At 46.0% G+C, this 18,298-nt stretch carries 16 protein-coding genes and 2 tRNA genes; 13 read left to right on the forward strand and 5 right to left on the reverse strand.

Annotated elements, in window-relative coordinates; translation table 11 throughout:
• The first annotated feature begins 25 nt into the window (after positions 1–25).
• A complete protein-coding gene (locus RIC07_RS01070) occupies positions 26–1,741 on the forward strand; it encodes an adenylate/guanylate cyclase domain-containing protein (protein ID WP_446392894.1) in 1,716 nt (571 codons plus the stop codon).
• A gap of 51 nt (positions 1,742–1,792) precedes the next feature.
• Here RIC07_RS01070 and RIC07_RS01075 read toward each other — a convergent pair whose 3' ends face one another.
• Positions 1,793–2,092 (reverse strand): hypothetical protein, encoded by a 300-nt coding sequence (locus RIC07_RS01075; RefSeq protein ID WP_446392895.1) that lies wholly within the window; start codon positions 2,090–2,092, stop codon positions 1,793–1,795.
• A 798-nt stretch (positions 2,093–2,890) separates the two neighbouring features.
• On the opposite strand from RIC07_RS01075, the gene RIC07_RS01080 reads away from it, so the two are divergent.
• Both RIC07_RS01080 and RIC07_RS01085 read left to right on the forward strand, forming a co-directional pair.
• Positions 2,891–3,775 (forward strand): hypothetical protein, encoded by an 885-nt coding sequence (locus RIC07_RS01080; protein WP_446392896.1) that lies wholly within the window; start codon positions 2,891–2,893, stop codon positions 3,773–3,775.
• A gap of 146 nt (positions 3,776–3,921) precedes the next feature.
• The gene (locus tag RIC07_RS01085) at positions 3,922–7,773 is read left to right on the forward strand and encodes a CHAT domain-containing protein (protein ID WP_446392897.1); all 3,852 of its coding nucleotides are present in this window, start codon (positions 3,922–3,924) and stop codon (positions 7,771–7,773) included.
• A 262-nt stretch (positions 7,774–8,035) separates the two neighbouring features.
• On the opposite strand, the gene pyrE is transcribed toward RIC07_RS01085, so the two are convergent.
• On the reverse strand, positions 8,036–8,650 hold the full coding sequence (gene pyrE, locus RIC07_RS01090) for an orotate phosphoribosyltransferase (protein WP_446392898.1): 615 nt from the start codon (positions 8,648–8,650) through the stop codon (positions 8,036–8,038).
• Positions 8,651–8,734: 84 nt separating this feature from the next.
• Between pyrE and RIC07_RS01095 the strand changes: the two genes are divergently transcribed.
• Entirely contained in the window at positions 8,735–9,187 is a 453-nt protein-coding gene (locus RIC07_RS01095; protein WP_446392899.1) for a hypothetical protein, read from the forward strand.
• Positions 9,188–9,242: 55 nt separating this feature from the next.
• Here the strand turns inward: RIC07_RS01095 and RIC07_RS01100 are convergent.
• Positions 9,243–9,315, reverse strand: a tRNA-Ile gene (locus RIC07_RS01100).
• A 540-nt stretch (positions 9,316–9,855) separates the two neighbouring features.
• On the opposite strand from RIC07_RS01100, the gene RIC07_RS01105 reads away from it, so the two are divergent.
• The 3 genes from RIC07_RS01105 (at position 9,856) to RIC07_RS01115 (ending at position 12,665) form a co-directional block, all read left to right on the forward strand.
• Positions 9,856–10,623: a hypothetical protein gene (locus RIC07_RS01105; protein WP_006099199.1), complete on the forward strand. Its 768-nt coding sequence runs from the start codon at positions 9,856–9,858 to the stop codon at positions 10,621–10,623.
• Between the two features lie 378 nt (positions 10,624–11,001).
• Positions 11,002–12,495 (forward strand): hemolysin family protein, encoded by a 1,494-nt coding sequence (locus tag RIC07_RS01110; protein WP_446392900.1) that lies wholly within the window; start codon positions 11,002–11,004, stop codon positions 12,493–12,495.
• A gap of 44 nt (positions 12,496–12,539) precedes the next feature.
• Positions 12,540–12,665: a hypothetical protein gene (locus tag RIC07_RS01115; protein ID WP_446392901.1), complete on the forward strand. Its 126-nt coding sequence runs from the start codon at positions 12,540–12,542 to the stop codon at positions 12,663–12,665.
• Here RIC07_RS01115 and RIC07_RS01120 read toward each other — a convergent pair.
• The gene (locus tag RIC07_RS01120) at positions 12,636–14,297 is read right to left on the reverse strand and encodes a DUF6930 domain-containing protein (RefSeq protein WP_446392902.1); all 1,662 of its coding nucleotides are present in this window, start codon (positions 14,295–14,297) and stop codon (positions 12,636–12,638) included. The two genes, RIC07_RS01115 and RIC07_RS01120, sit on opposite strands and share 30 nt — an antisense overlap.
• A 241-nt stretch (positions 14,298–14,538) precedes the next feature.
• On the opposite strand from RIC07_RS01120, the gene RIC07_RS01125 reads away from it, so the two are divergent.
• The 6 genes from RIC07_RS01125 to RIC07_RS01150 all read left to right on the forward strand — a co-directional run bounded on the left by RIC07_RS01125 (position 14,539) and on the right by RIC07_RS01150 (position 16,994).
• Positions 14,539–14,892 (forward strand): HesB/IscA family protein, encoded by a 354-nt coding sequence (locus RIC07_RS01125; RefSeq protein ID WP_446357802.1) that lies wholly within the window; start codon positions 14,539–14,541, stop codon positions 14,890–14,892.
• 93 nt (positions 14,893–14,985) lie between these two features.
• Entirely contained in the window at positions 14,986–15,408 is a 423-nt protein-coding gene (locus RIC07_RS01130; protein ID WP_446392903.1) for a tetratricopeptide repeat protein, read from the forward strand.
• A complete protein-coding gene (locus RIC07_RS01135; protein WP_446392904.1) occupies positions 15,401–15,565 on the forward strand; it encodes a hypothetical protein in 165 nt (54 codons plus the stop codon). The genes RIC07_RS01130 and RIC07_RS01135 overlap by 8 nt, the downstream gene beginning before the upstream one ends.
• Positions 15,566–15,807: 242 nt before the next feature.
• Entirely contained in the window at positions 15,808–16,677 is an 870-nt protein-coding gene (locus RIC07_RS01140; protein WP_446384060.1) for a M48 family metallopeptidase, read from the forward strand.
• Positions 16,656–16,738 (forward strand) — tRNA-Leu (locus tag RIC07_RS01145). Before RIC07_RS01140 ends, RIC07_RS01145 begins: the two co-directional genes overlap by 22 nt.
• A 22-nt stretch (positions 16,739–16,760) precedes the next feature.
• The gene (locus RIC07_RS01150; RefSeq protein ID WP_446392905.1) at positions 16,761–16,994 is read left to right on the forward strand and encodes a hypothetical protein; all 234 of its coding nucleotides are present in this window, start codon (positions 16,761–16,763) and stop codon (positions 16,992–16,994) included.
• A 149-nt stretch (positions 16,995–17,143) separates the two neighbouring features.
• On the opposite strand, the gene RIC07_RS01155 is transcribed toward RIC07_RS01150, so the two are convergent.
• Positions 17,144–18,238, reverse strand: coding sequence for a serine/threonine protein kinase (locus tag RIC07_RS01155; protein ID WP_446392906.1), 1,095 nt, complete (start codon positions 18,236–18,238; stop codon positions 17,144–17,146).
• Positions 18,239–18,298: the final 60 nt, after the last annotated feature.

The raw sequence follows: 18,298 nt of genomic DNA on the forward strand, positions 1-18,298 counted from the left end.
TGCCGCATCTCTAGACCGTTAACCCTTGTTTAAATCGAATCGTCAACGTAGAAGGTTAAAAAAAAATCTGACTAGAGGAATTGTCAGTATCATCAGATGGCTGGCAAAACTCGGTAAAGGTTTATATAACACGATCGCGTCGCTGCGATCGCATCAGCCGCATCAGTCCTCCTCTACTCCACCCCCGATGCAAGCGGCACCCTTACCTGGCAACGAAGCAGAAAGGCTCAAGGCTCTTCAGGGATACAACATCCTTGATACATTGCCCGAACAAGACTTTGATGACATGACGATGTTAGCCTCGCACATCTGTGGGACTCCCATCGCCCTGATTAGCCTGATTGATCAAAATCGCCAGTGGTTTAAGTCAAAAGTTGGCATCGAGGCGCAAGAAACACCCAGAGACCAGGCATTTTGCGCTCATGCTATTCTGAATCCGGAAGATATCATGGTTGTACCCAATGCCTTAGAAGACGAGCGGTTTGCCGGGAACCCTCTGGTAACGTCTGATCCGAATATCCGATTCTATGCGGGCGCTCCTTTAGTAACTGAAGATGGTTTTCCCCTGGGAACCCTGTGTGTGATTGACCAGATTCCTCACGATCTCACACCGCAACAGATCAACGCCCTACAAGCCCTCAGCCGTCAGGTGATTAACCAAATGGAACTACGGTTGAATATAACTCGGTTAAATCGCCAAATTGCTCGACGCCGGGAAGTCGAAGCCAAACAGCGTGTCTCAGATCAGCAAGTCGTCGAACTCCTGGAAAGCATGACTGATGGGTTTTTTGCCTTGGATAGACAATGGCGATTTACCTACGTTAATCAAGTCGGCGCTCAAATTTTACAGCGCCAACCTGAAGAATTACTGCGTCAGAATATCTGGGACACTTTTCCCGATGCGGTGGGTTCAAAATTTGATCGGCAATATCACAAAGCAATGGATCAACAGACTCCTGTCACCTTTGAAGCCTTCTACCCACCGATCAGATGCTGGTTTGAAGTGCGGGCTTTTCCCTCCTATGAAGGACTCTCGGTTTTCTTTCATGACATTACCCAACGCAAGCAAACCGATGCGGCTTTAAAACGGGAAAAGCAAAAAGTTGAGAACTTATTACTCAATATTTTGCCCCAACCCATTGCCAAGCAGTTGCAACATGAGCCAGGATTAATCGCCCAGAAACATGAAGATGTGACAATTTTATTTGCCGACTTGGTAAAGTTCACTCAACTAGCGGGTCAGATTTCTCCCCAAGAACTGGTTAGCTTGCTCAATATGATCGTTTCTACGTTTGATCGATTGGCACAAAAGCATGGTTTGGAAAAAATTAAGACCATTGGGGATGCTTATATGGTGGTTGGTGGACTGCCTACTCCTCAGAGTAACCATGTCGATGCGATCGCGCAAATGGCACTGGATATGCAACAAAGCCTTGAACAAATCAATACCTCAACGGGTAAGAATTTTCGTTTGCGGATTGGGATTAACACTGGAGTCGTTATTGCTGGCGTCATTGGCACAACTAAGTTTAGCTATGACATTTGGGGTGACGCGGTGAATATCGCTAGTCGCATGGAATCTCGCGGTCAACCGGACAAAATTCAGGTGACTGAGATAACGTATCAGCGCTTGCGAGACAAGTATGAGTTAGTCGAACGGGGGTTTATCCGGGTTAAAGGCAAGGGTAAGATGAAAACCTATTGGTTAATTAGTAAAAAGCCGTCAATTGTACAACAGTAAGAAGTAGGCGAACCGCTCGCACTCCTATTCCCTTCTACCTTCTGCCTTCTACTATAAATCGTGACCAATTTGAGGGTTAATGGATGTCTCACAATCTACAGAGGAAGCAGGAAAACTGAAGGATATCGCTAACACCATACCAGACAGAATTAAGAACATGAGCCAGGATTTGCGGCGTTGGTGTTCATCGGATTGCGTCTGTTCATCCATTAGCCAATTCCACAGTAGGAAGCACAGACTGACTCCGGGTTCTAGGTTGGATTTGAATAACCAGCCGATGAGGTTAGGAATTAGGAATTCGGCTAATAGCCAGAGTTTCTTTTTCCAGGTTTTGGATGTTGGGGATTTCATGGTTTGACCTCTTTGGATTTAGGCTTATGAGGTCTAGTCTGGCGATGGAATAAATAGATTGAAAACTGGAAGTAAATAGTTAGAAAAAGTTATTTGATTGATTGGTGTGGTGGTAAATTGCAGTTATAGCAGTAGACACATCGATTAGGACAAACGAACTGTTGTTCCAGACGTTGCATGCAACGTCTCTACTAAATGATGCGTCTTAACCGCTATGGCGATTACTATAATTGTCTGTCAATAGGGGGAAATGGTTTATAAATAGTCGGAAATAATTGGAAATAGCTGCAAATAGTAGGTTTTGTTTTTTTTGTGTTTCTGCTGACAATTGACATCGGTTTTGCTACGTTAAATGTAGGGGCGCAAGGCTTGCTATCTAAGTCAAGTTAAGCCACAATCTCCTTCACCATCAGCTTAAGCCAGCCCTCACCCCCAGCCCCTCTCCATCCCCCCTAACCCCCCTTTGAAAGGGGGGAATAAAGGGGAGAGGGGAGCAAGAGGGGAGCAAGAGGGGAACAAAAAGGGATTAAGCCGCTAACTTTGAACGGTATGTGACACAACGAAGGGAGGTAATTTTTGACCCTTTGCTTCATTCAAGGGAACCTAGTTTTGAGTGAGAGATTGTGTAGGGGCGGGTTTCACTACTATCTTTTTGGTTGCATCCAGATGTGACTAAACCCGCCCCGATTCAGGTTTCTAGACTTTCCCTAAAAAATTAGGCTTTGAAGGGAGACGGGAGGGGGATAAAAGCGGGTTAGGGGATGAGGGTGAAAATGTCAAAAACCGAGGGTTAACACTATGAATTACAATCAAAACTTTCTGCACGATATCAACCAGCAGTTATTTCCACGAGATATTACCGATAAAAATCTCAGAAAACGCATCTTCTTTCCGCTGCGGTTTCAGCGTCGCGAATCTCAGCCGTCTCATGTAGAAATCGCTAAACAAATGAGTCAGACAGAACCGTTACATGGGGTTCATTGTCAAACCTCAATTAATACAACGGTACAAAATGTAATTCGGCGGCTGGTGGAGGTATTTGGTGAGGAAATGGCACAAGATGGCGTGAATACAGCGCCGTTAATTCAGCGACAACGGGGTAAAAAGGGCGCGTGGGAGGTGGTGTATCAGTGGTTGTGGGAGGATAAGTTTCCCCGATGGCAATTGGATTGGATTTGGCAGGGGTTGGTAAAGCAGGCGGATTCTCCAGCAGATTGGATTCGATTTACTCCGGTTAAGCCGGGGGATAAAAAATTAGTGGTTCCTGTGGGGAAGACGCGAGAACAACCTGTGATTGGCTTGAATATTCCCTTAATGATACATATTGATTTAGAGTGTGATGCGGGACATTTATTATTACTGAATCGCGGCAGTGAGAGTCAGTATGTAATGTGTCCATCAGCCGCGTTTGCGCCAAGGAATCAACTCACCGGAGAAACAATTCTCATGCCTCAGCTTGGGGCAATTTGTGAACAGGATAAGATTAAGTTTGATAGTACGGGAAAAGAAGAGTTTCTGGGGATTGTGCTGAATCGCTGGTTAGAGTTTCCCTGGTTAAAACCAAATGAGGAGGAACCTGCACCGATTTGGGATACTGAACGGTTGCATCAATTGTGGGTTAATTTGGAAGGAGAGGAAAATTGGCGGGGGTTTTATCAGGCGTTTGAGGTGGTGGAGGTGTAGATACTTCTCTAACCCTTCTGACACACGGGAATTCAATTTCTCCCCGCTTTTAAAGGGGATCAGGGGGGGATAAACGACTAAAATTTAATCATTTCTGTTCAATATTTTGTTTATGTAAACGTTCTGAATACCGAGGATAAACACCAATGGACGAACAACGAATGACTGCCTATCTCAATTTGATTCAATCCCTGTTAACTTGTCCCGATGGGGAAGAACTTTCCTTATTACAGGCGAACGCTGAATTAGTGGATGAGGAGTTCGTGCAGGTAATGAAAGCAGTTGCGGCACAAATGGCAGAGGCGGGAAATGAGAATGCCGCGAATTGGTTACTCGATTTAGCCGGAGAATTATCCGAAATGCTTGGGAGTTACTTAACCTATGCAAACTCCGAAGACTATCTCGATTTTTTAATGCTTATATTGCAGGTACTGATCGATGAAAACAATCCTCAATTAATATATATTTTACTGCTAATAAACATAGATAAAATCAATGAAAAATTAGCCTATACTTTAACGGCATGGGCAAGGAATGAATTAGCGGGAATTGATCCAGAATTAGCCGAACCTATTGCTAAACATATTTTCTATTTCAGTAATTTAGTTATACAGTTTCCCTTTGGAAATATCGCCAGTAATAAAGAAATCGCTATTGCTGGGTATCAAGCAGTTGCTACTCTTGTTACCCAGTCAGATTTTCCCAAAGAATGGGCAATGACTCAACACCATCTGGCTATCGCCTACTATGAGAGAATTCGCGGGAATAGGGCAGAGAATATAGAACGGGTGATCGCACATCTTCATAATGCCTTACTTGTCTATACTCAGTCAGATTTTTCCCAAGCTTGGGCAGCTATTCAAAACAATCTAGCGATTGCCTATTGTGAGAGAATTCGCGGGGATAAGGCAGAAAATATAGAAGTAGCGATCGCACATTATCATAACGCCTTACTTATCTATACCCAGTCAGACTTTCCCCAAGATTGGGCAGGTATCCAAAACAATCTAGCCAATGCCTATAACCAGAGAATTCGGGGGGTTCGGGCAAAAAATCTGGAAGACGCGATCGCACATTATCATAACGCCTTACTTGTCCGTACCCAGTCAGACTTTCCCCAACAATGGGCAATGACTCAAAACAATCTAGCTATTACATACTCTGATAGAATCCGGGGAGATAAGGCAGAGAATATAGAAGAAGCAATCGCACATTATCATAATGCCTTACTTGTCTATACTCAGTCCGACTTTCCCCAACAATGGGCAGGTACTCAAAACAATCTGGCTCTTGCCTACTATCATAGAATTTGGGGGGATAAGGTAGAGAATATAGAAGAAGCGATCGCACATTATCATAACGCTTTACTTGTCTATACCCAGTCAGACTTTCCACAAAAATGGGCAATGACTCAAAACAATCTAGCTCTTGCCTACAATCATAGAATTCGTGGGGATAATGCAGAAAATATAGAAGAAGCGATCGCACATTATCATAACGCCTTACTTGTCTATACCCAGTCAGACTTTCCCCAAGATTGGGCAATGACTCAAAATAATCTGGCTTTTGCTTACCGTGATAGAATTCGCGGGGATAGGGTAGAGAATATAGAAGAAGCGATCACTCATTATCATAACGCCTTGCTTGTCTATACCCAGTCAGACTTTCCACAAAAATGGGCAATGACTCAAAAGGATATAGCTACTGCCTACTGTAAGAGAATTAGGGGGGATAAGGCAGAGAATATAGAACGTGCTATCACTTATTGTAATAATGCCTTGCTTGTCTATACCCAATCAGACTTTCCCCATGATTGGGCAATAACTCAACACACTCTAGCTACTGCCTACTGTGATAGAATTTGCGGGGATAGGGCAGAGAATATAGAAAACGCAATCGCACATTTTCAGAAGGCTTTACTTGTCCATACCCAGTCAGACTTTCCCCAAGATTGGGCAATGACTCAACATAATCTGGGGAATGCCTACTATCATAAAATTTGGGGTAATCGGGCAGATAATATAGAAAAAGCAATCGCACATTATCATAAAGCCTTGCTTGTCTATACCCCTGATAACTTGCCAATTAAGTGCTTCAATACTAGCCAAAATTTAGGCAGCATCGCTTGGGATAATCACGATTGGAAACTGGTAATTCAAGGTGATAAATTAGCAATAAAAGCGATCGAACAAAGCCGTAATTGGATTATTGATGAAGAACGCCGCCAAGAAATTATAGCGGAGTCTATTTATGTCTATGATAGGATAGTGAAAGCTTATCTGAATATCGGGAAAATTGGCAAAGCTTTAGAATATACTGAACGTTTCCGCTGTCAACGCTTAGTCGAATTAATGGCAAGTGATGTCCTTAACCCAGGGGCAGAAATTACTCCAGAAGTTCAAGCGTTGTTAATCGACTATGAGGAACTACAGCAGCGGATTAATAGCCTACGGTTTAGTTCTCAAACAGAAGCGACGCCAGCATTAACCGGGAGTCGTCGATTGCCGGATGGGGAAGCACTAGCAGCAAACCAAGCAGAAATTCAGAAATTAGAGGAACAAAAACAACAGATTTGGAAACAACTGCGCCGTTATGACCCCGTATTAGCGGGACAAATTGAGGTAGAACATCTGAAGTTAAACCAGATGCAGGAGTTAATCCCAAATGACACCACTGCCTTGCTGAGTTTCTATACCACGAATGACGATACCTATATTTTTATCCTACTTAAGGATCAGAGTCCGCAAGTCTATACCTGCCAAGGACAGGGATTTGAAACATTCCAGAATTGGATAACTAAAAAATGGTTTATACCCTATCATTGGGCAAATAAAGAATGGCAAGAAAACATAGAAACGTTTCTCCAAGAACTTGCCCAGCGTTTGCAGTTAAAGGATTTGATTTCTCAATATCTCACCGGAATTGAGGAATTAATTATTGTGCCTCATTTGCGTTTACATCAAATGCCCTTTGCCGCTTTGCCGATTGATAGGATGGAGACGTTCCACCAGGATGAGACGTTCCACCGGAACGTCTCTACAAGCGTAGGGAATGAGGGAAAAACACGGGTATATGGAGAGACACGGGGGTTAGTGATTGGCAAAAAATCTCAACCCAAAGTAACCGTAACTCCCACAACCTATTTAGGCGATTTATTCCGGATTCGGATTGTACCAAGCTGCCAAATTCTCTACTATTGCCAGCAACGCCCGCCAATCCCAAATCAGCCGACAATGGGTATTGTTGAAGATGCCACAGAAGACCTACTTTTCAGCCGCTACGAATGCGAAACCCTTGCCCAATCCTACGGTGTTTCTGCTGACAAACGCCTGCAAGGGCGCAAGGCGACAGTAACCGAATATCAAACCTTAGCCTCACAGGTGCAAATTCTCCACTCTAGCCATCATGCCACATCGAATCCCACACAACCCCTAGACTCTTATTTAGTATTAGGGGATGGTTCTCTAACCCTGAGTCAACTCATCAGCCCCGGTTGGCGAATGCCCAATTTATCTGATGTCTTTGCCTGCTGCTGCGAAGTCAATTTTAGTGTTAACAAACTTACCGATGATTTACTCAGTTTAGCCACAGGATTTCTCTGTGCTGGAGCCAGGAGTGTGGTGAGTACGCAGTGGTCGGTAGAGGACTTAGCCAGCGCCCTGTTAGCGATTTTTTACTACAATTTTCGTCAGGCGGGGATGAGCCGTTCTCAGGCATTGCAGCAGGGGCAGATTAAACTGCGGAATTTAACCGGAGAGGAGTTTGCCAGGAATTATCAAGGGGAGATTGGCAAGTCGTTGCAACAGCAGCATGATCAGGCGATGATTCGGCGGAATGATGCCAACGTTAAGGGTGATGTAGCTGAGTGCCAGAAGTGGCGGGATTTAGCGGATAAGATTCAGGTACAACAGCAGCGTTTGCAGTTGTTGGCGCAGGAGAAGCAGCCTTTTTCTCATCCCTATTATTGGGCAGGTTTTGTCTCTCAGGGATTGGCTTGATGATTGTCATTTGTCATTTGTTCTAGATTTTTCACGGGAAGTCTAGAAACTATTGTAGAGACGCGCTTTTGAAGCGTCTGGGCGGGTTTAGTCACATCTGGATGCAACCGAAAAGATAGTAGTGAAACCCGCCCCTACACACATTGCCCCAAATACCGTGAAAAGTCTGGTCATTTGTTCTACTCGCTCCCCCAGCTCCCAGACGTGCCATGGCACGTCTCTACACCGCTTCCCCCTCACAGCATTACTTATTCAGCAAACTCTACTGATGTAGGCGCTGCTGATAACGTTGTTGGATATCCTGAATCGTAAACACCGCTTGAAACGCTAACCCAACCGACTGGTAAAACTCAGCACCGCCTTGCTGTCGGTCAACTAAAGCTAGCACCTGATCCACTTGATACCCCGCCTCTCGCAGCCGCTCAACGGCTTTCATTGCCGATTTTCCCGTGGTTACCACATCTTCTAACACCACAACCTTGGCTCCGGCTGGCAGATTCGGACCCTCGATATATGCCCTTGTACCATGTCCTTTGGCTTCTTTACGGATAATTAAAGCGGGAATAGGTCGATTTTCTAGAGCTGACACCACACTCACGGCGCTGACAATCGGATCAGCGCCCAAGGTTAAACCTGCAACAGCTTGAGTATCTTGGGGAAGGAGAGACAGTAGCAATTGTGCGATCGCTAATCCTCCCTGAGGATGCAGTGTCACCTGTTTACCATTAATGTAATAGGAACTGCGCTGTCCCGATGAGAGAACAAAGTCGCCCTCTTGATAAGCCAGTTGACAAAATAAATCCAGCAGTAACTGGCGCTCTTGGGTTAATTGGGGTGAAGTATCCAGAGAAAGCAATGGTTTACTGTTGTCAGCCATGATAGTCAGATGGTGAAAATCCAATCACTACTATACTGAATTCAAATATCAGAATATGATTGAGGAAAAGTGAGGCGAAGAATTATGAATAAGGGGTTGAGGATATGGCTCAGGGGTTTGGTCGTTGCGGCGTCCACAGTAGTAGCTAGCACAGCACTGGCACAAACCGAACCCTCAGACTTTGAACCAGTCCGCCTAGATACCATTCCAAACACATTTGAGCGAGCGTTTTTCAATGAATCGGGAACGTTTTACGAAAACCGCAGTCTTGGGCGTCAGCTCGAATATATCATTGGTCCGGGTGGAATAGGGAGTGCGGGATTTCCAGATTTGGAACTGGAGCGAGATGCCGAATTGATTAATATTCTCTACGAGGATGCATTAAACCGACAGTTTGCCAGTGATCCAGTGATTCGTACTCCGGATTTACCGAATCCCTTCGACACCTCGGTGCGGTTATTGCCTGTCTCGGCTCGCTTTAGACCCCAAGGCAGCCCCCGAATTGAAGGGACTGAGTTTTTCTTTGAAGCTCCATGACCACGGTAGCGGCTTCATATAAGCCACTTGAGCGGGGGAGGATGTCAAAACAAAATCCAGGGTGCAGGAGTTGAACCTGCCTAGGGCGAATTATGAGTTCGCTGCCTCAACCGCTCGGCCAACCCTGGTTAATCGGTCTCTCTCTATATTATAGTAATCGGAGTTGGAAGCAACCGTTGAGCTAGTCCTGATGCTCATTGCCTATTGGAGAAGAATGCTTCTAGTACAAAGAGATACCGGGGCAGAGGGCAGACGACTGCACTTGTTTATGTTATCGGCTTTGTTGCCTATTGTTAAGGAGTGGGTATTTGCAGCCAAGCCGCACAGGGAGAATAATGGTGATGCTGGGAGATTCAGATAGCGATCGCGCCGCCGATCCAGTGTCTTAATTAAATGCAACATTTGCCATCAACTTTTTTTACATCAACGCGGCGACAAAAACTAAAATGGAGAGGACTGCTCCGTGGAGTAATCTAGTCCTGAGATTTATGATAATGCTGTATAAAGGTCTGTGAGCTGTCATCTGGCTTTATGCTATTCTTGACAAATCTTGCCCACCTGATGATAGGTGCGGGGGTATTACCTCCAGCGTTAGTGTAAGCTGTCACTTGTCTCGATGCACTATAACCATAAGTCGTGTTACTCTTCTTCTATAACTTGAATCAGTAATGAAATTCAACTCGACTGTAGCACTCACTCTGATTCTGCTGGCAATGATGTTAGGTGCCGGCTTTGTGAGTGCCATGTGGGGATTTTCCCTAGGTCATGAAGCTCTTAAAGGTGTGACTCAGCCCGATGTTCGCCCGACGAAGAAGCTGGCAAATAACCAGGAGGTTGAGCCGGGTGACAAAGAGGTTGCGCTGTTGAGTGAACGGGAGATCCTGGTCAACGTTCATGCCTATATCCATGACCAAGACAAGGATGAAGATTCTAATTCCGATAATAACGACTCTGAGTCAAAGAGCCAGACTGAGACGGATAAGCCAGACGAGTCAGCCGCAGAGAATCAGCAATCTGAAGGTGAAGACGAATCGTCTGAATCGGATGTATTTGACACAGAGACATCGTTTACCAGTAGTGGCTCAAATCAAAATTTACCCCTCAAAAGCCAGGATCGGGGGGTCACGTTGGAGGTTCGTTCCGCCAATCTTCAGGGAGGCTCGTTGTTGCTGGATGTTAGTTTGAAGAATGAGGGCGATAATCCGGTTCGATTTCTTTATAGTTTTTTAAATGTTACCGACGACAAAGGTCGAGCGTTGAGTGCGATCACCGAAGGATTACCGGGAGAATTACCGTCAAATGGTGAGGAATTTTCGGGTACGGTGAGTATTCCTACAGCATTGCTGGATGACGCCAAGGCGCTTTCGTTAACCCTAACTGATTATCCCGATCAAAAGCTGAAGCTGAAAATGTCCGAAATCCCTGTCGCCAGGTAAATGGTAACGGAGCAGGTTGGGATCATTAAGCATGAAAGCATATAAAATTCCAGTAGGTTGGGTAGAGCGATCGCCAAACCTAAACGGTTAACCCTAATGTTGGGTTACTCTACCCTTCGAGTTCTCCTATTCGAGTTCTCCTAGGCGAGTACGAGAAGGTTCCGCCTACGTCTCTCAACTCAACCGACAAAGGTAATATGCTCCCAGCAGGTTTAGTGCAAATGTTTTTCTTACGTTCGGTTCTATTGCTCGCTGTATGTTAAACGGTATTTGTCAATCAATACAGTCCCCTAGAAAGAGGCTGTCTGTGAAGTACCGTTGTGGATCTGCTCAAAGAAGCAGTAGAACTGCTTTTGCTGGTTACCTGCTACCGTTCTTATGGTTGCCCACTTAATTTTTCTGACTGCGAGTGCTTCTACTCCCCTTACCAGCCGGGACATGCTATTGCGATTATTATTAGTCCTGCTCTTGATTGCCATCAATGCTTTCTTTGTCACGGCTGAATTTTCTATGGTTTCGGTGCGGCGATCGCGGATTAACCAATTGGTTGATGCGGGGGATGTGCAAGCGAAGACCGTTCAATCCTTACAACAGAGCATTGAGCGTCTACTCTCAACGACTCAGTTAGGCATTACTCTATCCAGTTTAGCCTTGGGCTGGATTGGCGAGAATACTGTCGCCGTTTTCGTTGCTGCTGTACTGACTAAATTGCCTTTACCCCCAGAGATGGTTCAAGGAATGGCTCATTCTCTGGCGATTCCGGTGGGATTTTTCCTGATTGCTTATCTGCAAATTGTTCTCGGTGAACTCTGCCCGAAATCTGTGGCGCTGCTGTATTCTGAAGAGTTGGCTCGGTTTTTGGGTCCTCCGAGTCTGGTGATTGCCCGATTTTTCAATCCGTTTATTTGGATTTTGAACCAATCAACGCGCTGTTTATTACGGCTGGTTGGTGTGCAATATACGGGAGGATGGTGGAATAACCAAGTGACTCCGGAAGAGTTACAGTTAATTATTACCACCGAGCGGGAATCCACGGGTTTAGAAGCCGAAGAACGAGAGTTACTGAATAATGTCTTTGAATTTGGCGAAGTTTTGGCAACTGAGGTCATGGTTCCACGCACCAGTATTGATGCCATTTCCAGTACAGCAACGGTGCAAATGGTGTTAGAAGAAATTGCCAATACCGATCATTCTCGCTATCCGGTAACGGGGGAATCTCTGGATGATATTCGCGGGATTATCCATTTTAAAGAGTTAGCTAAACCCTTATCGGAGCGAAAATTAACCTTAGATACACCGATTGAACCCTGGATTCGTCCCGCCCGATTTGTCCCGGAATTTACCCCCTTGAGCGAACTCCTACCCTTGATGCAGCGATCGCATTTGGCAATGGTGATGGTGGTGGATGAGTTTGGTGGTACGGCTGGCTTGGTGACGCTGAAGGATTTGGTGGCGGAAATTATTGGGGATAACCCCGAACCGGAAAGCCCCGAAGAAGTACCGATCCAAATTGTGGATGAACAAACCTTTTTAGTTCAAGCCCAAATGGATTTAGAAGAAGTTAACGAACTTTTGGATTTAAATTTACCGGTAACCGATGAATATCAAACCTTGGCGGGTTTTTTATTATATCAGTTCCAAAAAATTCCGCTACAAGGGGAAATCTTAAATTATGAAAATCTAGAGTTAAAAGTTATCTCCGCCGCAGGACCCCGCCTGAACCGAATTCGCATTCATCGGTATGAACCTACAACGGTTCCGGTTGAAGATTTGCCTGAAACAGATGTGACCTCAGACATTACTTCAACTGAGAATACAGCGAATGAACCCCAAGGTGATACGCCAGATGCTTCTACTAATGATTCAGAATAATGGCAAAAGCGATTGAGTAAAGGGCGACCCGATCCAATTAGGAGTTGCTGAATAAGTCTTGTAGTGCAGGGGAAGCCGAGGGAGCAGGGGGAGCAGGGGGAGCAGGGGAAGCTGTAATACTGTTTCCTGTTCCCCAGAATTTAGAATTCAAACACAGGCATAAGTTGTAACATACCTAATCCTAACTCCTTAACCGAGAGCGATCGCGCTTCAAAGAATGCCATCATATCCTTGGGTTGAGGATTACCACGGGAAGCACCTTTGAGTCCTCTGGCGATAATTAACCCGCAGTAGCCCTTCGTTTTTAGACACCGTTTTTCCCAATGTTCACGATTCGCCGTATGAGTCGGATCAGCTTCGGGAAACTCACCAAATAGGTATAGATGATTATCTCCTGTTTGCAAAATGCCCAAATCATAGCGATCGCCAACTAGAGGATCTTCTCCAGGGTTAAAGCCAATCCCCTTGAGTCCCCCGGCTGTTTGAATTTGCTCGATTAACACTTTGGCTTTTGGGCGAGTGGTTTGAATTAACACCACAGGTAACCCTTCTCCTAGGGGCGGGGCGTCTTGAGACTGATAAAAATCAATATCCTCCTGTAGCAGTGCTATACTCTCCCAGGGCATCATCCCCAAACTAAGATAGGAATCTTTCGGGATTAAGTCATCCCGTAGCGGAAGTTCCAGTTCCTCCTCATCCTCATCCTCATCCCAGTCCTCGTCATCCATATCATCATCAATCACCATCTCCCATAACTCAGAGGCTACCTCGGGTCGTGTAGACACTTTAATAGACGCGATTGATTTTGACTCCGTATCATCCTCTTCCGTATCTACAGGGATAGGGATGCGGAAGCGCTTGTTCATCGCTGGAAAATCATCCGCCGCTAATTTTCGGGATGATCCTTGGAAAAATCGATGTAGGGCTTCCAGCGCCATATAGGTAAGTAGGGCTTCTTCCTCATCCAGGAAGGGGCGCATTCCCTCTAATGGATGCACCGCACCAAAACTCGGTAAAATCTCTTCAACGGATAAATCGGCTAAATCTACATCCTCATCATCTTCAAAGTCCTCATCCGCTGCTTGATAGGTAATAAACAAGCAATCTTGTCCCAAAAATGCCTGTTCCATCGCCTCAACCGATTCCTGATTGACGACCGACTCCCGAAACCGTTGCAGTGAATCTAAGGAGCGATAGAGCAGAATTCCATACTCCACACCCAGCATCCCCATAACCGAGACGTAAAACTCACCCACATCCCAGCGATTTAATTCCACACTCAGGATCTGATGGTCAGCCAAGATATCCCAAGGCGCATCCAGCCAAATCTCATACGCCTTACCGATCAATAGATCCGCATACTTCGGGGGTAACGGCGGCTGGCGCTGGAGGGCAATTTCCTCAAACCCGCGAAATAACTCATCAATCAGGGGTAAATCAGGGACATAATCGATCGCAATCTCCAACTCTTGCAGCACCCCGCGCAATAAAAACTGAACTTCGCGATCGCGTACCACAATTTTAGAGGGACGGGCGGGTCGAGCCGGACTTTGGGGATGTTCCATGGCTCGCAATAAGGTGCGAACAATCGCTTCAGGTCCCATTTCTGAGGAGACGATATCCATCGCCCGGACAATTCCTTCTGAGCCATCCACCCAAAGAATGCACTCATTATTACCCTCAGCATCAAAATCACCCTGATCGGATACAGTCACTAAAGAACGGCGATCCCCTTCCCAGACGCTGGGTATTTGGGGTAACCGTTTGAGCCGACGACGAGTATTGCGATTGAGAGCAGACATAGGGTATTTGGCAATAAGTGCAAAAACCATGGCAAGTCAGCCATGATCAATAATAGATACTCCTATTAAACCGCAATACCTTCCGGGCTGCGCTTCATTGTTTGGAGAAAGGAGTTCCCAAGAAAATTTTTATGGGGTAAATACACGTTAAGGGGTCAGTCTCGATAAACTTGATCCATAAGCGTGGAACATCAATCGTTCGTCATCCAAGTTTAACCTAACCAGGAGTTACAACATACTCATGACACAAGCAACAACACAGCAACGAGGAATCCAACTGACCGAACAAGCCCTCAAGCATATTGTGGCGCTGCGAGACCAACAAGGACAAGACCTATACTTGCGGGTTGGTGTCCGTCAGGGGGGCTGTTCCGGGATGTCTTACATGATGGATTTTGAAGATCCGAGTAAGGTACGGGATAACGATGAAGTGTTTGACTACGAGGGCTTCAAAATAATATGTGATCCCAAAAGCATCCTGTACCTGTACGGTTTGGTCTTAGATTACAGCAATGCCATGATTGGGGGAGGCTTCCAATTCACCAACCCCAACGCCAATCAAACCTGTGGCTGTGGTAAATCCTTTGGCGTTTAGTTAAAAACGGGGGAATAGGACGGGAGTAGGGGTTTGGTATCCAAACCCCTACTGCATTTAAAATCAGATCGCGGTAAACCTAAAATTGAATCTATGACCGAAACTGTTAATTCTCTGTTCGAGAGTGGCTTAGAACGCTACAACGCGGGTGAGGGACCTGATTCCCTGATTCCTGTATTTAAACAACTGTGCGATCGCTTCCCGAAAAACGCCGCCGCTTGGAGTTGTCTGGCTTGGTTGTATTTGCTGGATGACCAAGCGGAACGGGCATATAAAGTAGCGCTTAAGGGGACGAAAATTGATGCCAATGCGCCCCAAGCACGAGTCAACCTAGCGGTAGCGATGTTGGAAACCGGGCAAACTGGGGTGCGTAAACACATCGACACCGTTAAGCAGATGATGGCGACGGATTCTCAAGTTCGTCAGGATGTCTTTGAGAGTATTGAGGATGGACTGAGTAGGAAGCCTGACTGGGATAGTTTAAAGCGGGTTAAACAATGGTTATCTGATGGGTAACTTTTCACGGCATCTTGGGCGTGGGGGCTGGGTGTCGGGTGTCGGGTGTCGGGTGTCGGGTGTCGGGTGTCGGGTGTCGGGTGTCGGGTGTCGGGTGTCGGGTGTCGGGTGCGGGGTGTGGGAAAATCATACTACAGCTCTCAGGAGAGATAATTAACCTCTCAACAAAATCCGCCCTTGGTCAAATCGGAGGGAATTTTGTATCTCAGATGACCGTTTTGTCGTAATTTCCGAAGATGATTCGACGACTGAACCGACGTTTTCGGCTCGGCTTCTCGATACACTAGAGAAAGTCATTAGCTTTTCGCGGGGAAGCCCAGCGCTGTATGCGGAGCATCAGCGTCGGGTAGTTCACGATCAACCAATGACATAAGACCAATGACTAATGACCAATAACCTATGACCCAAACACTGTTAGTTGGTCTAAAGGCAGACCAGTTCCGTCATCCCCTTGATTTCCAAGCCACCCAAGCCTTGAAGCAGTTCCCTGGACTGGACTTGATGGTGCGAAATCTCCTCGGACCCTTGGCGGAACAATTCTTTTACCTGAATAATATTGCTGCTAGTGTTTTGGTGGGAGAAAATCAGCTACCCCACCTGCATAATTTACTGCTAGACGCCTGCAAAACCCTGGATTTAGAACCCCCTCAACTATACGTGCAGCAGCATCCCGTGCCAAATGCTTATACCTTTGCCATGCGGGGTAAGCAGCCATTTATCGTCCTGCACACCGCTTTAATCGATATGCTGACCCCTGAAGAAATTCAGGCGGTTATTGCTCACGAATTGGGACATCTCAAGTGTGAGCATGGGGTTTATCTGACACCGCTCAACATTATGATTTTAGCGGCGTCTTTACTGCCAAATTGGGGCGCTGTAATTGCCCAAAGCCTTCAGGAACAGATGCTGGAGTGGTTAAGGTGTGCGGAATTTTCCTGCGATCGCGCGGCGCTGCTGGCAACTCAGAATCCCAGAGTGGTGATGTCGGTGCTGATGAAACTCGCTGGCGGTTCACCAACCCTAGCTCCCCAACTAAACCTCGACGCCTTTATCGCCCAAGCCAGAGCCTATGATGATATCAGTAATTCGGAATTGGGAGAACTGCTCAAATCCGCTCAAACTGCCCAGTTGAGCCACCCCGTCCCCGTGTTAAGGGCGCGGGAAATTGATCAATGGGCAAGTTCTCAAGCTTATCAGTCCTTGCTACAACCGACATCTATTGGCTATAATGAAAAGGTTGCATCCAAGGGCGGATGGCGAAATTGGTAGACGCACCACACTCAAAATGTGGCGACCTCTGGTCGTGAGAGTTCGAGTCTCTCTCCGCCCATTCAGATTCAGAGGTGGTGATCATGACACAACGACTCAAGAGTTGGGAGTCTCCTCGCCGTCAAGGGCGAAATGACAAAGGTAAAGGCGGTTCCGCCAGAGCCAGACAACTGAAGAAGCAACGGCAAATGTTGCGGAAAAAGTTGAAAGAAAGTGGAAAAGCCAAACAACAGAATCAGCAAGGGGGAAGAGAAAAAGACACTCTTCCCTCTTTTTTTAGCTGTAGAGACGTTGCATGCAACGTCTCTACAAAATGATGCTTTTGTCTTCAAAGAAAGCATATTCCACACCGAGCGACTCGTATCGAGCGAAGTCGAGATAAGTCGAGGTGTTGCCTATTGCCTATTCCCTCCCCGCGTAGCGCTATAGCAGTCGCCAGAGTCATTCGGACATCAGATGAATGTCTTTAACTTCTCTGCATGAACAGAACATTCCCTTGAGGAGACAACTGTCGCTGGTGCTGTTGGTAGGCTTGTAACCAAAGGACTCCGGAGACTAATAAAATTGAGAAAATGACAAGATTGAGAATCATTAATCCTAAGGGAAGTGGAGACGTTTTGGGTATGTCTGGATGAGGGAGGGGTTGTTTCTGGAAATGCGGCAAAATAAACGCCGCATTTGGCGGTCTACGATGGACAAATGGAGCCATAAAATAGTCAAGCCACTCGACTAAGGGTTCAGAAATTTTGTGCGTATGCTTGCGCCACATTAATTCACCTGTTTTATGGTTTGTTTCTAGTTCTAAAGGATGTTTACCCGTCAGTAAATGGACAAAGGTACGTCCTAAGGCATAAAGATCCGATTGAGGAACCGCATTACCGTTGATTTGTTCAGGAGGAGTATAACCGGGTGAAAAAACGCCTTCTCCGGTTACATCTTTTCCCATCAGCCGTTGGACAACTGTACCGCTCATTTGGCAAACTGTCCCAAAATCAATTAGCACCAGTTGACCATTGGGTCGCAGCATAATATTCGATGGTTTAATATCCCGATGAAAATATTGTTGTTGGTGCAGCGTATCTAATATATCGAGTAACTGTTTTAGCCATTCAATGGCTTTGGCTTCGGAAATGGGTTGATTATGTTTGAGCCATGCTCGTAAATTTGTCCCCTCCACTTGTTCCATCACCAAGCAATGTAAAGGTCTGGCACGGCGGGAGACAGAAACGGTAAAATAATTGTCTTCAGGTTGAACTTTAGGAATACCTGGATGGTTAAGTTTCTTTAAAATTTCGGATTCTTGTCTGAATAGGCGAACTAAGGTGGAATTGTTCCGGGTTAAAACTTTCAGTACTTTATGTTTTGCTCCTTTGATTGCCGCCTCTGCTGCTAAATCCTGGACTTCAAATATTTTGGTGGGATTGGGTGCGTCTAGGGGTCGAAGGGGTTTCAGCAGCCGATATCGACTGTTGATGGTTAATGGGGTGTCACAGCCTTGGCAGTATTCCAGATACTCAGGATTTTCCCGTTGGTCGCACTTGGGGTTGATACAGTAGCTCATCGGATTTCCAGGGTGGGTTGAGATGACTTCTTAAAATTAACATCTACCTCCCGGAATAAA

This window comes from Coleofasciculus sp. E1-EBD-02, from assembly GCF_040218245.1.
Classification (GTDB): Bacteria; Cyanobacteriota; Cyanobacteriia; order Cyanobacteriales; family Coleofasciculaceae; genus Coleofasciculus.

What these genes read in the sequence shown, in the direction of transcription:
- RIC07_RS01075 (WP_446392895.1), bottom strand. Translation starts at nt 2,092, where the DNA reads ATGAAATCCCCAACATCCAAAACCTGGAAAAAGAAACTCTGGCTATTA.
- RIC07_RS01080 (WP_446392896.1), top strand. Translation starts at nt 2,891, where the DNA reads ATGAATTACAATCAAAACTTTCTGCACGATATCAACCAGCAGTTATTT.
- RIC07_RS01085 (WP_446392897.1), top strand. Translation starts at nt 3,922, where the DNA reads ATGGACGAACAACGAATGACTGCCTATCTCAATTTGATTCAATCCCTG.
- pyrE (WP_446392898.1), bottom strand. Translation starts at nt 8,650, where the DNA reads ATGGCTGACAACAGTAAACCATTGCTTTCTCTGGATACTTCACCCCAA.
- RIC07_RS01095 (WP_446392899.1), top strand. Translation starts at nt 8,735, where the DNA reads ATGAATAAGGGGTTGAGGATATGGCTCAGGGGTTTGGTCGTTGCGGCG.
- RIC07_RS01105 (WP_006099199.1), top strand. Translation starts at nt 9,856, where the DNA reads ATGAAATTCAACTCGACTGTAGCACTCACTCTGATTCTGCTGGCAATG.
- RIC07_RS01110 (WP_446392900.1), top strand. Translation starts at nt 11,002, where the DNA reads ATGGTTGCCCACTTAATTTTTCTGACTGCGAGTGCTTCTACTCCCCTT.
- RIC07_RS01120 (WP_446392902.1), bottom strand. Translation starts at nt 14,297, where the DNA reads ATGTCTGCTCTCAATCGCAATACTCGTCGTCGGCTCAAACGGTTACCC.
- RIC07_RS01125 (WP_446357802.1), top strand. Translation starts at nt 14,539, where the DNA reads ATGACACAAGCAACAACACAGCAACGAGGAATCCAACTGACCGAACAA.
- RIC07_RS01130 (WP_446392903.1), top strand. Translation starts at nt 14,986, where the DNA reads ATGACCGAAACTGTTAATTCTCTGTTCGAGAGTGGCTTAGAACGCTAC.
- RIC07_RS01135 (WP_446392904.1), top strand. Translation starts at nt 15,401, where the DNA reads ATGGGTAACTTTTCACGGCATCTTGGGCGTGGGGGCTGGGTGTCGGGT.
- RIC07_RS01140 (WP_446384060.1), top strand. Translation starts at nt 15,808, where the DNA reads ATGACCCAAACACTGTTAGTTGGTCTAAAGGCAGACCAGTTCCGTCAT.
- RIC07_RS01150 (WP_446392905.1), top strand. Translation starts at nt 16,761, where the DNA reads ATGACACAACGACTCAAGAGTTGGGAGTCTCCTCGCCGTCAAGGGCGA.
- RIC07_RS01155 (WP_446392906.1), bottom strand. Translation starts at nt 18,238, where the DNA reads ATGAGCTACTGTATCAACCCCAAGTGCGACCAACGGGAAAATCCTGAG.